This is a genomic window from Holdemania massiliensis (genome assembly GCF_022440805.1).
Taxonomy (GTDB): domain Bacteria; phylum Bacillota_I; class Bacilli_A; order Erysipelotrichales; family Erysipelotrichaceae; genus Holdemania; species Holdemania massiliensis_A.
The window spans coordinates 464693-479215 of sequence record NZ_JAKNTK010000001.1; the positions used below are offsets into that span (position 1 = coordinate 464693).

At 47.6% G+C, this 14523-nt stretch carries 13 protein-coding genes; 9 read left to right on the plus strand and 4 right to left on the minus strand.

Annotation, left to right across the window (positions count from 1 at the left end; genetic code table 11):
* Positions 1-22: 22 nt before the first annotated feature.
* The 3 genes from MCG46_RS02200 to MCG46_RS02210 form a co-directional block, all read right to left on the minus strand.
* A complete protein-coding gene (locus MCG46_RS02200) occupies positions 23-1543 on the minus strand; it encodes an ABC transporter substrate-binding protein (protein ID WP_240277276.1) in 1521 nt (506 codons plus the stop codon).
* A 257-nt stretch (positions 1544-1800) separates the two neighbouring features.
* Complete coding sequence (feoB, locus tag MCG46_RS02205) at positions 1801-3921, minus strand: ferrous iron transport protein B (protein WP_240277278.1); 2121 nt, start codon at positions 3919-3921, stop codon at positions 1801-1803.
* A 2-nt stretch (positions 3922-3923) separates the two neighbouring features.
* Complete coding sequence (locus tag MCG46_RS02210) at positions 3924-4169, minus strand: FeoA family protein (RefSeq protein ID WP_006058412.1); 246 nt, start codon at positions 4167-4169, stop codon at positions 3924-3926.
* 238 nt (positions 4170-4407) lie between these two features.
* Here MCG46_RS02210 and MCG46_RS02215 point away from each other — a divergent pair, with 238 nt between their 5' ends.
* The 5 genes from MCG46_RS02215 (at position 4408) to MCG46_RS02235 (ending at position 8144) form a co-directional block, all read left to right on the plus strand.
* Entirely contained in the window at positions 4408-5142 is a 735-nt protein-coding gene (locus MCG46_RS02215; protein WP_240277279.1) for a hypothetical protein, read from the plus strand.
* Positions 5139-5909 (plus strand): hypothetical protein, encoded by a 771-nt coding sequence (locus MCG46_RS02220; RefSeq protein WP_240277281.1) that lies wholly within the window; start codon positions 5139-5141, stop codon positions 5907-5909. The genes MCG46_RS02215 and MCG46_RS02220 overlap by 4 nt, the downstream gene beginning before the upstream one ends.
* 75 nt (positions 5910-5984) lie before the next feature.
* Positions 5985-6317: an antibiotic biosynthesis monooxygenase family protein gene (locus MCG46_RS02225; RefSeq protein ID WP_240277283.1), complete on the plus strand. Its 333-nt coding sequence runs from the start codon at positions 5985-5987 to the stop codon at positions 6315-6317.
* A gap of 93 nt (positions 6318-6410) precedes the next feature.
* Positions 6411-6890, plus strand: coding sequence for an MGMT family protein (locus MCG46_RS02230; RefSeq protein WP_240277286.1), 480 nt, complete (start codon positions 6411-6413; stop codon positions 6888-6890).
* A gap of 84 nt (positions 6891-6974) precedes the next feature.
* Positions 6975-8144: a hypothetical protein gene (locus MCG46_RS02235; RefSeq protein ID WP_240277288.1), complete on the plus strand. Its 1170-nt coding sequence runs from the start codon at positions 6975-6977 to the stop codon at positions 8142-8144.
* 145 nt (positions 8145-8289) lie between these two features.
* On the opposite strand, the gene MCG46_RS02240 is transcribed toward MCG46_RS02235, so the two are convergent.
* The gene (locus MCG46_RS02240) at positions 8290-10125 is read right to left on the minus strand and encodes an FAD-dependent oxidoreductase (protein WP_240277290.1); all 1836 of its coding nucleotides are present in this window, start codon (positions 10123-10125) and stop codon (positions 8290-8292) included.
* A gap of 122 nt (positions 10126-10247) precedes the next feature.
* Here MCG46_RS02240 and MCG46_RS02245 point away from each other — a divergent pair, with 122 nt between their 5' ends.
* The 4 genes from MCG46_RS02245 to MCG46_RS02260 all read left to right on the plus strand — a co-directional run bounded on the left by MCG46_RS02245 (position 10248) and on the right by MCG46_RS02260 (position 14447).
* Positions 10248-10952: a response regulator transcription factor gene (locus tag MCG46_RS02245; protein WP_240277292.1), complete on the plus strand. Its 705-nt coding sequence runs from the start codon at positions 10248-10250 to the stop codon at positions 10950-10952.
* Complete coding sequence (locus MCG46_RS02250; RefSeq protein WP_240277294.1) at positions 10933-12396, plus strand: sensor histidine kinase; 1464 nt, start codon at positions 10933-10935, stop codon at positions 12394-12396. The genes MCG46_RS02245 and MCG46_RS02250 overlap by 20 nt, the downstream gene beginning before the upstream one ends.
* An 89-nt stretch (positions 12397-12485) precedes the next feature.
* The gene (locus MCG46_RS02255) at positions 12486-12947 is read left to right on the plus strand and encodes a YbaK/EbsC family protein (protein WP_240277295.1); all 462 of its coding nucleotides are present in this window, start codon (positions 12486-12488) and stop codon (positions 12945-12947) included.
* A gap of 303 nt (positions 12948-13250) precedes the next feature.
* Positions 13251-14447, plus strand: coding sequence for an ATP-binding protein (locus MCG46_RS02260; protein WP_240277297.1), 1197 nt, complete (start codon positions 13251-13253; stop codon positions 14445-14447).
* Positions 14448-14523 lie beyond the last annotated feature (76 nt).

Below are 14523 nucleotides of genomic sequence, written 5' to 3' on the forward strand. Positions count from 1 at the left end.
GCACAGGCCTGGGTCATGTTGCTTACTGAGCGAAGCGGACATCCTTCATTTCGTAGATGTCGATCGGATAAGTCGCAAAGCCTTCAATGCCTTTCTGCAGGACATAGATTGAAATCGGATCCTGGATGTAGAGGGCCGGAACTTCTTCCGCCAGAATTTCTTCAACACGTTTGACGATCTCAGTGCGCTGGGCTTCCCGGCCTTCCGCCTTATAATCGCTTAACAGCTGGTCGACTTCCGGATTGTTGTAATTGAAATAATTCTCTGAGCTGGCAGATTGATAGCGGGCTAACAGCACATAAGGATCGAGTCTTCCGGTGTGGCCGACGACCGTCAGATCGTACTGTCTTCCGTTATAGACGTCGCTCAGCCACGAGGCCCATTCTACAATTGTGATCTCGCAATGGATTCCGACAGCTTCGAGCTGATCCGCGATGACCTGACCGGCGTTGACGTAAGCCGTATAATTCTTCGGCAGCACCAGGTTCAGCGTCAGCCCGTTTTCATAGCCGGCTTCTTTCAGCAGGGATTTGGCCATTTCCGGATCATAGCTGTAATCTTCACTGTGATCGACGTATTCTTTAAGCACGGTCGGATAATGGGAACCAATCTTTTCGCCATAACCCCACCAGACCGTATCAATCAGTGCGTCTTTGTCAACTGCGTAATTGATGGCCTGCCGTACCCGCAGATCGGAAAGAGCTTCATGGCTTAAATTCATCGCCATTAACTGCAGGGAATTGGCCGGCGCCTGAACTACGGTGTAGGCCGGATTGTTTTCAAACGCGGCAACCTGATCGCCGGAGACACTGATGATGTCCAGTTCACCGTTTTGAAAAGCGGAGATCTGCGAAGCAGCGTCTGGCATCATTTTAAACTGAATGGTTTCCAGGTTGACCGTTTCCGGGTAGTTTTCGTTTTTGACCAGGGTCAGCGACTGCTGCGGAACCCATTCCTTTAAGGTATAGGCTCCAGTGCCGACGGGTTGATTCTTTAATGTATCAGCGACTGTAACATCGACGATCGCAGCCCAAGGATAAGCAAACGTGGACAGAATTGCCACATCCAGCGTTTCTGTTGTGAAGACGACGGTTTTCGCATCCGGTGCTTCCATCGTCATCAGGTTGGCGTAATCTGCAGCCCGCGGACTGCCTTCTGCCTTTAATCGTTCAAAAGAAGCAATGACTGCGGCGCTGTCGCAGGGATTGCCATTGGAAAACTGGGCGTTGCCGCGCAGCGTGAAGGTCAGCGTCATGCCGTCCTCGCTCACTGTCCAGGACTCGGCCAAACCGGCTTTCAATGTACCGTCAGTGGTGACTTTTAACAGGGGTTCGTATAGATTGTTGGTAATCTGGAAAGTGCTGGCCGCGGTGGTGCGCTGCGGATCCAATCCATCCGGATCGACGCTCATCGCCATGATCAGCTCGTTTTTAACCGGCGCTGCACTGGGGCCGGCGGGATCGCTTGAAGGGGTTGGCTGAGCAGAACAGGCGCTCATTGCGAGCATCAACAGACTCAGACCGAAACAGATCAGTTTCTTCATAGATTCATCTTTCTCCTTTTTCCTCTTGTGGAAGACGAGCAGATTGTAACAAGCTTTTGTTAATGGAAAATTGCAGGAAAGTTAAAAAATGGTAAATTTCCCGCGGTTCGCAAAAAGCCAAGATCGGAATTAGGATTTCTTGAGAAACAAACAAAAGGGAGCGCTGCGGGCGCTCCCAGGTTCAAGCAGGGGATGATGTTTATCTGATCATGAAGAAGGCATGAATGTGGATCGCTTGAATTCCAGCTTCTTTTACATCAGAACAGCCGCAGCACAAACGCTGCCGCACTGCAGCACAGGATACCGCAGACCGTCGGGATCGCAATCGCCGCCAGCGTCCATTTCAGACTTTTGGTTTCTTTGTAAATCGTCAGGCAGGTCGTTGAACATGGCCAGTGAAACAGGACGAAGATCAGTGTGCAGACTGCCGTGGTCAGGGTCCAGCCCTGGGCCAGAAACAGGTCTTTCATCGCGCTCAGACTGTTCATCTCAATCAGAGAGCCATTGGCCAGATAAGCCATGATGATGATCGGAATGACGATTTCATTGGCAGGAAAGCCGAGGATGAAGGCGATCAGAATGACTCCGTCCAGACCCATGAAGCGGCCTAACGGATCCAGGAAACCGGAAGCCCAGGCCAGAAGGGACTGACCGTTGATGCCGATATTGGCCATAACCCAAAGCAGGATGCCGGCGGGAGCGGCGACGGTGATCGCCCGGCCTAAGACAAACAGCGTGCGGTCAAAGACAGAACGTACCAGCACCTTGCCCAGCTGCGGTCTGCGATAAGGCGGCAGCTCCAGTGTAAACGAGGACGGTACGCCTTTGAGCACGGTGGCGGATAACAGCCGGCTGACCAGAAACGTCATGCCCAGTCCCAATAAGATTGTTAGGGTTAACAACAGCGCTGAAAGCAGCGATTGCGACAAACCGGCAGCAGAGCCGAGAAAGAACATTGTCAGAATACTGATCAGCGTGGGAAAGCGTCCATTACAAGGAGCGAAGTTGTTCGTGAGAATTGCGATCAAACGTTCGCGTGGAGAATCGACGATTCGGCAGCCGATGACGCCGGCGGCATTGCAGCCAAAACCCATGCAGGTGGTCAGGGCCTGCTTGCCGCAGGCGTGCGCTTTCGCAAAGGTTTTATCCAGGTTGAAGGCAACGCGCGGCAGATAACCCAAATCTTCCAGATAGGTAAACAGCGGGAAGAAGATCGCCATCGGCGGAAGCATGACGGCGACGACCCAGGCTAAAACCCGATACATGCCCTCGCTCAGCATGATGACCAGAACCTCCGGCAGATGCAAGGCACGCAAACCCGCCGCCAGCGGCGCTTCCAGAGAAAACAGGAATTCCGCCAGCATCTGCGAAGGTACGTTTGCCCCCGCCAGCGTGATCCATAAGACCAGGCACAAAAGCAGAATCATCAAGGGCACGCCCGCCCAGCGGGAGAACAGAATCTTATCAATCTGCCGGTCCCGCTTCATCGCCTCCGCTTCGTTCATCGTGACAGTTTGTTCGGCAAGCTCCTGCGCTTTTTCCACCGGGCATTGAATCAACAAGTCTTCCCAGCGTTCTTTTTTATACGCCTGATCCAGAACCTTGCGGCTGCGCAGTGCCAGACTGTGCAATGTTTCGATATCAGCCTGGGTCATGGAGGTGGATTCATACAAGAGCTTCAGCGTGGTTTCCGGCGCGTTTAAGATCTGCAGGGCGATCCAGGGAATATCATAGGCTGGATCGAGCATCCGCAGCTGCCCACGCAGCCGATCCAGTTCATTTTGAATCGCAAACGGATAGTCCAGGCAGGCGATCTCGGTTCGCGGATGCGCAGCCAGATCTGCCACCGCCTCCATCAGGGCGTCCAATCCTTTGTGGGAACGGGCGCTGGCGCCCACCACCGGGACATGAAGCAGCCGGCTGAGAGCTTCCAGATCAAGGGTGATATTTTTTTTCTGAGCTTCATCCATCAGATTAACACAGACGACGACATTGGCGGTCATCTGGAGAATTTGAAGGACGAGATTCAGGTTGCGCTGCAGTGCGGTCGCATCGCAGACGACGATTGTCACTGCCGGCTTGTCAAAGCAGATGAATTCGCTGGCGATCGCTTCTTCCGCACTGTTGGCGATCAGAGAATACGTTCCTGGCAGATCAACCAGCGTGTAGTCCTGATTGTGATGACGGGTCACCCCTTTGGCCAAGGCGACCGTTTTTCCCGGCCAGTTGCCGGTATGCTGCTTCATGCCGGTCAGTTCATTGAATACCGTACTTTTTCCGACATTGGGATTGCCGGCCAGGGCTACCAGAATTTCCGAATCCGCAAAGCGGAAGCTGCGGCTGGCTTTCGCGCTGGTCGACTGGACAGTGAGTCCCATATTTATTCCTCGTCATGCTCGACAAGGATGGAACGGGAATCTTTGTCGCGAATGGCAATGACGGTACCACGGATCAGATAAGCTACCGGATCGCCGGCACAGCTTTTGACCAGCGGAATCAGTTCCGTTCCCTGGACTAAACCGATATCCTGCAAACGGGTGCGGATGGAGCCGGTGCTGTTGAGCTGAGTCACTTTGCAGCGCTTCCCCAATGGGATTTGATTTAATGAACATTGGACGATACTCATAGTCAATTCCTCCTTTAAGTTGGTCATGAGAAATCTTGTTTCCCACTACCAACTTATGTGCAGGGGCAAAGTGCTGCTAGGCTTACACAACTGCTGGTACAAAGAATCTCTAAAATAAAAAACTTTCGGCTCTGAAGAATCATGAAGGAATTCTTACAATTCCTTTCCCACTGAAAAGAAAGAAAATGGGGATGATATAATTGATTTAAAGACGAAAAACAGGAAAGGGGAATTGGCAATGAAAGGAATGAGGCTGCTGGGATCCAAGATCATGACAGTGCTGCTTCTGATTTTAATTGTGGGAAATTGTTATGGTTTTCTCAGTCAGCGCTGGCATCATTTAACCCCTGTGGATTTCCGGCACTGCGGGGTATTCCGATTTAGCGGCGCCGATGGTTATGGTCGGGTAGAGTTTACCAATATCAAGGAAACTCTGAATATCACTCAGGAAGGGCAGTTCTGCGCGAATGTGGAGTTCTTCGCACAAACGGCCGACGGGCTGATTGAACTGAGTGCTCTTTCAGATCTGCATAACGGCGATTTGCTGACGGTGATTCCGGTTTATGACTCCGTCTACTCTCAGCTTTTAAAAGTGGATCCGGACACTTCGCCAGTCAGGCTGGAAGTTGCGAATTTATTGGCGCCGATTCACGAATTGGACAGCCGGCTGGTTTCTGAACGGAGCGATATTTTGCATAAGGTAAACCTGGGATTTGCCGGACATGCAAGCTGGATTACGCATGCTGTACGATTGGATGAAACAGGTGAAGGGATTCTGATTGTGATCTTTGAAGATCTGGAAAATGACGGAATCTATGCAGTGGAAGTCAAAGGTGCCTGCTTTGATGAGAATGATGTTTTTCATTTTGCGTCAAAAACGCTGCGCCGGATTGATCCGCAGACATTCCAGCAGCAGGCGGATGCTGATCCCACTTGGCAATGGGGCAATGGAAAGGGGCTGGTGCGGCAATGAAACGAACAGGACTGAACTGTCTTCTGGTTGTGATCGCCGCGCTGACGCTGACGTTGTTTGTCCGCAGTATGCTGCAGAAACCGTTGATTGAAATCAGCCGCGAGGCATGGGAGTATTATCATGTTTCCGTGTATTCCGGAGATTCCTATCCCAATCAGAAGGTATGGAATCAACGGCTGTTGGACGACGATCTGCGGTATGCCCGGCAGGCCGGCGATCTGGCGTGGCTGGATCAGCTGAAACGGGTTGAATCAGCTTTCAGCTGTCAGGCTCCCCGCTATAACTGGTATCCAGCCTGCAATATCAAACTGACTGACGAGCCGCGGATCCGGGGAACAATGCCGCTGCTGAGTCGGGAAGAAGCGCAGACACCAGATGTGCAGGAAGCTTTGGAGGAAATCATTTTCCGCTTTTCCAGTCTGCGCTACAATCACAATCCTGACGGGATACTGACGATTGAAAAGGCGGTTTTTATTGATTCTGAGCTTGAAAATTCTGCTCAGCTGGTGGCCTGGGTAAGGTTGGATAACGATGAAAATGCTGTGCCGAAGACGATGGTTTTTGTTGCCAACAATCTGCGCCAGGGAACAAACCGCTGGGTTTACTGGAATGATCACTTCAGTTCTAATCGGGATATTGAAACTTTCCCGCTGCCGCCCAACGGCTACTGGCCTGAATATCATGCGGCAGAATTGCCGCTGCTGCAAGGGAAGTCCATGAAGTTCAGTGAAATGGAATGGATGGCGAACCTTTTCTTAAATGAATGATCGGCAAGTGAACATAAATTGTGAATGTGCCGAGAGGAATCGAAAGTTAATTGTAAGTGAAGAAGGAGGAAGCATATGAAGATCATTGTCAACATCTATTATACAGGAATCCAGGGCCATGCCCGCCAATTTGCCGAAGAAATGGTTCAGAGCGGAACCGTTGCTCAGATTCGCCGGGAAGAAGGGAATCTTCGTTATGATTATTTCTTTTCCATGGAAGATCCGGAAACGGTCTTGTTGATTGATGCCTGGGAAAACCAGCAGGCGATTGACCGGCATCATGCCTCGCCGATGATGAAGAAAATCACGGAGCTTCGTTTAAAATATGATTTGCATATGAAAGTTGAAAGAACTGTTCCATCAGAAGAACCGCTCCCTGAATCAGACAAACAGTTTATCCGGGAATAAGTTTTATTTGATAGAAAATTACGTAAATAATTATAACTGTCTCATTGCATAGAAGGAAAGAACTGCTTATCCTTAAAGCAGGAGGGAACACTCATGGCCAATGAAGATAAAAAAGATTTTAACGCGATGCTCCATGACAGTAAGGATATGCCCAAGTTTCAGACGATCACCGATCAGAGCAGCATTGAGAAATACGGCGGAAGCAAAATGTATTTTGCGCCGCCCATTGATTATGACAAGGTAATGAAAAGAATTCCTTATGGCAAACTGATGACCGTTGGAAAAATCCGGGAATATTTCGCCAAACAAAATCATGCGGACTTTACAGAACCGATCACCGCCGGTATTTTTGTTTCAATTGTGGCGTGGGCAAGCGAGCAGCGCAGAGAAGACAAAACGCCTTATTGGAGAACGCTGAAAGCCAAGGGCGAGCTGAATGCCAAATACCCCGGCGGGATTGAAGCGCAGAAAGAAAAGCTGGAAGCCGAAGGGCATACGATAATCCAAAAAGGTCGTAAAAATATACGATACTATGTCGAAGATTACGAGAAAGCTCTTTTTGACTTGAAATAGGCCGAGCGGGATTGCCGGCAAGCGTCAGGTTTTCAACTGAAAAGAAGGACAGAACTTCACTCAAATCGAAAAGGGGTGGAAAGCATGAAAATGACTGGGGATAAAATTCATCCGAAAATGTTTGATCATCTTTTTAATCACGATCAAAAGCAATCACTTAGAGCCAAACATCACTCAAAGAACATTTTGTTAATGTTCATCGTTGCGTTTGGATTCTTGATCTCAGCTTATACCCAGAAAGACGTTCAGCCACCCCAATCCGCTGAACCCGTTTCCGAAAGTCTGTTTACGATCTCTGAACGTGGTTTTGATTTAGCGGAAAAGGAAACTTATCGAATGAATATCCTTTACGACAATGGTGCAAAAGTCAGATCAATCCCGTATCTTTTTGATCATCAAATCTCCGCTGCTGAAAATGCGGATGAGAATCTTCAGCTTTTCACGGACTTTACGGTCCAGATCATAGATAAAAACTACCGGAATATAGCTTTCCTAAAATTCCACGATGGAAATCAAATCACAAGCAAAGAGGTAACTTTTAAGGTAACGGATATCCCTTTCAATGAGAAGTTGAATTTAGGGGAAAAAAGCAAAAAAGCGCTTTTGTTCGGAGATCCGCTTCCGTTTGAAGTCTGGCTGCCCCCGGTCATGGATTCGGTAACTATTGATTTCTGGTTTTCTTCCCGACTGGTTTTTACCGATTTCAAGTTTGCGGAAGCTTTTATCAGTGAGATAAAAGAATCGGTGATCTATCCTGAAGATTCACGATATTCCGAAGTTCACTGTCATGATCCAAGTTATGACTTGTTTTATGCTCCTGTTACTCTAACAGTCAACGATGCTCAGGATTATTCGGTCACGTTTATTCAATATTGCGGGGATGGGGTTAAAATCAACAGTCAGCGCTATGTGCTGCCGAATCATGATCTGATCTTGAATCTTGTCCATCTCTTAGAGGATAAATTGTTTTCCTATATCCCCGATGATGGTTTAAATCGCAGGGAGTATTTAAGGCCGATTTATTTTTCCACTGATGAATTTTACATTGAATCAGAACCCTTTGAAGCTTCTCTTCAGCTAAGTGCTTTAGATTCTGCCTTAGTGGATTTTAAAGCACTAGGACTAACTGCCTATGAAGATGGTAAAGAAGTGGATGTTCTTCCTGCTGAGCTTGGCGCTCATCGAATTGAGTTTCATGACCAGCATGGAAATATTTATGAATACCGGTATGTGAATCGGGAGCGAGACCGTTAAAAGTGAGTATTCAGTAACGACTAAATGAAAGAATCAAAGAACAAAAGAAGCAACAAAATAAAAACCAGACTGATTCAGCGGCTTTGCTGAAAGTCTGGTTTTTGTATTTCTGTGTTTTCAGTTTTAAAATGAAATGAAAGTGAATTTATTTCCCGGCGTTTTTCGCAGCGTTGGTGCCTGCAGTGTAGCCCGAGAAATTAGCCCAGCCCTGCATCATCGCTGTCATGGAATCTGCACCATTGGCACCGCCGACAACACAGCCTGCACCATAGAGGTTGGCAATCGGATTGCCGTCTGTATCCACGATCTGGAGGTTCTCATTGGCTTTTAAGCCGCCTAATGTTGTTGCGAAGCGTGGCTTCTGTTCAACGATGACATAGGTACCTTCCTTCAGGGCAACGGGTTCCGGCTTGTTGAACTGTGTGTCTTTGCCAGCGGCGCACATGTCGTTGTATTCTGCGACTGTCGCACTCAGACCTTCGGCATCAATGCCCATCTGTCCGGCCAGCGCACTCAGATCATCCCCTTTGACAATGATCGGTTTGCCGTTGTTGGATACGGAATACCAATCTTCGATGGAAGCTTCGCTAGGGATCAGCTTGTCCTCAACAGATTTGGCAAGATACGCGGCATATGCCTCTTCATCCATAACCAGGTAAAGAATTTTGTCTTCCTGAGCTGTAGTGGCGTTAGTGATTTCACTTAAAGTACCGACTTCACTGACGACTCGCTCACCCTTGGAGTTCACATAAATCGCACCATGACCTGCCGTGGCTGCCGTCGAGCTGGCCGTCGCGGCCAGACCTTTGGTCGGCAGCTTTTCGACGCCCTGAGCATAAACCTTGACCAGATCCAGATTGATCGTGGCTGCGCCGACTTCTTCACCCATGACTAAGCCGTCGCCGGTGTCGCTGTCACGACCGTAGAACAGATAACCGTTCAGGGTTTCCGGCAGTAATTTCTGATTGGCGCCGAAGCTGCCGGTTGCCAGAACAACGGATTTGGCGTTAATCGTCACTTCTTTTCCCGTAGCATCGGTAGCCATGGCACCCACGACGGCACCGCTGTCATCGGTCAGAAGCTTGGAAGCCCGAACATCCGTGAACAGCTGGCCGTTGTTTTGGGCAAGCAGATCCTTCATCTGATCTAAGAAGGAAACTGAACGGCCGACAACGCCGATCTGCCGGGAAGCAGAATGATCCGGATACTGCGTAGCTGCGGCATCGTAGGCAATCTTCAAATCATCCGTCAGCCAGTCGATGCATTCGCCAATGTTGTCAGCCAGCAGCTTGACTAAGACAGGATCGTTCTTTTGCAGACCGACCTGCATGATATCCTGATACAGCAGTTCAGAAGAATCGTTGGTTTCGTTTAAGACCTCTTTTTGAATCCGGGAGTTGGTCGCAACCATCGTTCCGGCATTGAGGACCGTATCGCCGCCGATGAAGCCGTTCTTTTCGATACAAATAACGTCCGCGCCGGTCTGTGCCGCCCGCACGGCAGCGGTGATTCCGGATCCACCTCCGCCGATGACCAATACGTCGCAGTCATAGCTGTCATTCAACGCTTCTGCAGCGACTTCTGTGTTGAAGCTGGTGCTCAAGTCCGCTCCAGCCTGGGTCAGCGCGTCTTTGACGGCAGCCATGAAGGTAGCGCTGGTAATCGTCGATCCGGTGATCGTATCCAGATTCACTGTCTGATTAGCGATGATGTCGTTTGTCAGCTGATCCATCGCGTTGGTTCCAATTCCGGTGGTCTCCGAAGATTCAATGACCTGAATGGATTCGATCGCGTGGTCGTTGACCGTGACTTCAATCGTAATTGGGGCGTTATGACCCGTAACCGTTGCGGTATACGTACCCGGCGTCAGCGTCGAAGCTGACGTTGAGGGAGTTGGGGTGCTGGTTGTTCCTGAATTGCTGCAGCCGGTAACCGAAGCCGCAATAAGCAGGCACAAAGCCAGACGAATAAGCTTTTTCATTGTCTTTCCTCCTCTTGCAATGCAACAAGATAATAATTTAACAATGTGTTGAAAATATTTTGGTTTTGACACAGTTTTGACTAAATTCTGTTGTTAGTTATAATTAAAATGGGAGAACGAGTATGAAAACGATTTTAATAGTGGATGACAACGAATCCATCTGCAACATTTTGTATCATTATGGAAAAGAAGCGGGCTATACGATGCTGATCGCACACAACGGACAGGAAGGCCTGGCCTATTTCACCAACTACAAGCCGGATGTGATCCTGTTGGACGTTATGCTTCCGGATATCGACGGCTTTGAAGTCTGTCAATGTATCCGCAAGGTATCCCGTGTTCCGATCCTGATGATTACCGCCAAGACAGCGGATCAGGATCGGGTTATGGGACTGGATATCGGCGCGGATGATTATATTCTCAAACCCTTTTCCTGCCAGGAAGTCATGGCGCGGATTCGCGCGGTGCTGCGTAGAACCGAGGAAAATCCGGAACAAGCCGACTTTGTCTATGGCAATTTAATGATTCAGGAAAGCCGGAATTTAGTTAGTCTGGATGGTAAACCGATCAATCTGACCAAGAAGGAAATGGAGCTGCTTGTCCTGCTTGCTTCCCATCCCGGCCGGGTTTATTCCCGTGAGATTCTGTTGGATCTGGTCTGGGGCTACAGTGGGGAGAGTTATGATCGGGCAGTGGATTCCTGTGTGAAGCGGCTGCGCGCCAAACTGGATGAAGTTCCGCATCCCTGTTTCTCAATCAAAACGATCTGGGGCGTAGGCTACAGCTTTGCTTACGAGGAAAAGAAGCATGAGCAAGCTGACAACTAAGTTAGTGCTGATGTTCGGCGTAGTCATTGTGAGCTATGCCGTGATTTTAGTTTACAATTTTTCGCATTTTACAGCGGATGTTTTAAACTCGCATCATGTCGATATTATTTTCCGCGGGGCAGAAAACGTAGCGGAAACGTTTGAACGGATGCTTCCGGAGAAGACGGGACCGGAGAATTTCATTCAGTCGATCAAGAGCCTGGAAAATGTGGAGTACAGTTTGGCGATGCTTTCGGATATTAGTGATTACAGCTATTCGCTGTGTGATCGAAATGGTCAATATCTCTACTTAAATGACAATCAGCTGATTGAAAAGCAGGATATCAGTCTGATTCCGGAAGCGGAAACCGTTCGGGATTCAGCGCTGGCGGGAGAAAGCTCCTGCATCGAGTTTCCCACTTCCGACGGGCATATCATTGCCGGTGCGGCGCCGATTCAAAATGTCAGCGGGGAAACGGTCGGCATCATTCTGATTCTGCATCAGGCCAGCGATTCCATCGCGATGCAGTCCAAGATCAACAGCTTTCTGTTTGGCTTGACGCTGGTAGTTTTACTGCTGCTTCTGCTGGTCATCGTTTTTATGTCGAATCGCTTCACTGCTCCAATCCGCAAGATCACGCTGATCGCCAAGGAGCTGGCGCAGGGGAATTTAACGATCCAGACTCATATTCATCAGAAGGATGAAATCGGAGAGCTGGCTTATTCGATGGATCAGCTTGCGATTGAGCTTCGCAAAAGTAAGGAAATTCAGAAAAATGAAGCGAAAATGCACGATAACTTCCTGGCGGATATTTCCCATGAGCTGAAAACACCGGTCACCGTGATCCGCGGTTCACTGGAAGCTCTGGCCGATGGTGTGATCAAAAATCCAGAGGATGTCGCAGCTTATTATCAGCAGATGTTATCAGAAAGCCGATATTTACAAAAACTGATTCAGGATCTGTTGATGATCTCAACGTTAAAAACCAAGGAATTCAAGATTAAACAAGAGCCCGTGCATCTGTCTGAGGTGATGTCGGACACGGCGATGAGCGCCCGCGGCATGGCGATGAAAAAGAAAATCCAATTCGTAACGCAGGCACCGGAAAATGATTTTGTCATGCTTGGCGATTACGAATTGATCCGCAAGCTGCTGATGTTGATTTTGGACAATGCGGTAAAATATACAGAATCCGGCAAGTCGATCTATTATTATCAAACGCAAAAGGGGGAGATTGTGATTCAGGATGAAGGTGTGGGGATGGATCAGGAAGCCCTCTCCAACATCTTCAAACGGTTTTATCGTCAGGGAAAGGGGATTGAATGCGGCAGCTCCGGCATGGGATTAGCGATCGCCAAAGAAATTGCCGTTCGGCATCAGATTGAGATTCAGGTTGCGAGCAAACTTGGCGTAGGAACCACGTTTACTCTGATCTTTCCGATTGATCATGATCAGGGAAAATGAGAACATCCCCAAAAATTGAGTAGGGATCCAACAAACTTGCGAAGATGCTTCTTCCGGAGTAAGATTAGAAGCAGACAGGAAGTGATTTTATGGCGTTAGAACAAGCAAGAGCCTATCTGGAAATCTGGGGCTGTGCCGAACAGATTATCGAATTGAAGCATTCCAGCGCAACGGTTGCCTTGGCTGCGGAAGCGTTGGGAACAGAAGCCGCGCGGATTGCGAAAACCTTGGCGTTTTGGGTTGATGGCAAGCCGGTGTTGATTGTAACCGCCGGAGATCAGAAGATCGACAATGCGAAATTCAAGGCTTTCTTTCATGTCAAGGCCAAGATGCTGGGACAAGCAGAAGTGGATGTTCAGATCGGTCATCCCGTCGGCGGGGTGTGTCCGTTTGGGATTCAGCCAGGGATTCCTGTATATCTGGATGTATCGCTGCAGCGATTTGAAACCGTCTTTCCTGCCTGCGGCAGCGGCAACAGCGCGATTGAGCTGACGCCGGAACGGCTGTTTGAGATTGCCCAGGCTGAAACCTGGACTGATGTATGTAAGTAAAGCGCCGCAGAATGCAACAACTTCCGTTGAATTTCTGCGGCGCTTTTTAAAATAGTTATGCGTCTGTCATAGATCATTTTCAGATTAGGATGAACAGAATGCGAATGGAATTAAAGCATCAGATCTAAGTTCGATTACCCATCCACAGTCTTTATTTTGTATATCAATTTACAGAAGGATGTTTTTTAAAAGCTTGCATTATAATTTAAAAAATGTTTAAAAATCAAAAGTTTTTGCATTGCGATGCAAAAACTTTTGATAATCTTATGGATTTGAGATATGATAAAACTAGAGGTGGTAAATATGATTTCCAGAGATCAGTATTTAAATAATTTAATTCGGTTGAAAGATAAAGAAGTCATCAAAGTAGTCACCGGAATCCGGAGGTGTGGGAAATCAACATTATTCGAACTTTATCAGGAATATTTGATGAATCATGGGGTTTCCGCTCAACAAATCATAAAATTCAATTTGGAAGACGGTGATTATGCTGAGATAGAAGAATATAAGGCACTTTATCAGTTAGTAAAAGACAAAATAGTGCCGGATAAAATGAACTACATTTTTTTGGATGAAGTTCAGCGGGTCAAAGATTTTCAAAAAGCCGTCGATAGCTTGTATATAAAAAAGAATTGTGATGTTTATATTACAGGCTCGAATGCGTTTTTGCTTTCTGGTGAACTAGCGACATTGTTGTCAGGACGATATATGGAAATTAAAATGTTGCCATTATCCTTTAAGGAGTATTGTTCGGTTTTTCCTACGGACAGAAATATTGATCGGCTTTATCAACAATATCTGATAGACAGTTCTTTTCCCTATGTTCTCCAGTTAGATCATCAAAGAGATATTCGGCAGTATCTGGAAGGAATTGTGGATTCGATTATTTTAAAGGACATTGTTGCCTGTAATCGAATTTCTGATGTGAATATGCTTCAAAGTGTTGTGCGTTTCCTATTTGATAATATTGGGAATTTGTGTTCTACAAAAAAAATCGCAGATACCATGACCTCAGCGGGGCGTAAAATTACAGTGCATACGGTCGAACGTTACTGCACAGCTTTGATTGATAGTTTTATTTTCTATCGTGTAGGCCGATATGATATCAAAGGAAAACAGTATCTTAAAACCGGGGATAAATATTATGCCGCTGATGTGGGACTTAGAACCACGGTTTTGGGAAGAAAAAAGGCGGACGATGGGCATATTTTAGAAAACATCGTCTATTTAGAATTACTGCGTCGTGGTTATGAGGTCTATGTCGGCAAAATTGGCAGTGTTGAGGTGGATTTTATTGCCATTGGGGAAGAAGGCGAGGAATATTATCAAGTAGCCTATACCGTCAATGATGCTGATGGAAAAACACTGAAGCGCGAACTGGAACCGCTGGATGCGATTAAAGATCACAATCCAAAATATTTGCTGACAATGGATCCTGTTCCCTTTGTTTCCCACAATGGGATCAAGCAAATCAATGTTCTTGACTGGCTTTTGAGATAAAAGCTTGTCTTTAGTCTAAAGCTTAAGCAGAAATCACTCCAAACAACGAAAGCGTCACTGAAAATTTTACACTTAA

Coding starts and splice junctions, on each gene's coding strand:
- MCG46_RS02200 (WP_240277276.1), bottom strand. CDS start 1,543: ATGAAGAAACTGATCTGTTTCGGTCTGAGTCTGTTGATGCTCGCAATG.
- feoB (WP_240277278.1), bottom strand. CDS start 3,921: ATGGGACTCACTGTCCAGTCGACCAGCGCGAAAGCCAGCCGCAGCTTC.
- MCG46_RS02210 (WP_006058412.1), bottom strand. CDS start 4,169: ATGAGTATCGTCCAATGTTCATTAAATCAAATCCCATTGGGGAAGCGC.
- MCG46_RS02215 (WP_240277279.1), top strand. CDS start 4,408: ATGAAAGGAATGAGGCTGCTGGGATCCAAGATCATGACAGTGCTGCTT.
- MCG46_RS02220 (WP_240277281.1), top strand. CDS start 5,139: ATGAAACGAACAGGACTGAACTGTCTTCTGGTTGTGATCGCCGCGCTG.
- MCG46_RS02225 (WP_240277283.1), top strand. CDS start 5,985: ATGAAGATCATTGTCAACATCTATTATACAGGAATCCAGGGCCATGCC.
- MCG46_RS02230 (WP_240277286.1), top strand. CDS start 6,411: ATGGCCAATGAAGATAAAAAAGATTTTAACGCGATGCTCCATGACAGT.
- MCG46_RS02235 (WP_240277288.1), top strand. CDS start 6,975: ATGAAAATGACTGGGGATAAAATTCATCCGAAAATGTTTGATCATCTT.
- MCG46_RS02240 (WP_240277290.1), bottom strand. CDS start 10,125: ATGAAAAAGCTTATTCGTCTGGCTTTGTGCCTGCTTATTGCGGCTTCG.
- MCG46_RS02245 (WP_240277292.1), top strand. CDS start 10,248: ATGAAAACGATTTTAATAGTGGATGACAACGAATCCATCTGCAACATT.
- MCG46_RS02250 (WP_240277294.1), top strand. CDS start 10,933: ATGAGCAAGCTGACAACTAAGTTAGTGCTGATGTTCGGCGTAGTCATT.
- MCG46_RS02255 (WP_240277295.1), top strand. CDS start 12,486: ATGGCGTTAGAACAAGCAAGAGCCTATCTGGAAATCTGGGGCTGTGCC.
- MCG46_RS02260 (WP_240277297.1), top strand. CDS start 13,251: ATGATTTCCAGAGATCAGTATTTAAATAATTTAATTCGGTTGAAAGAT.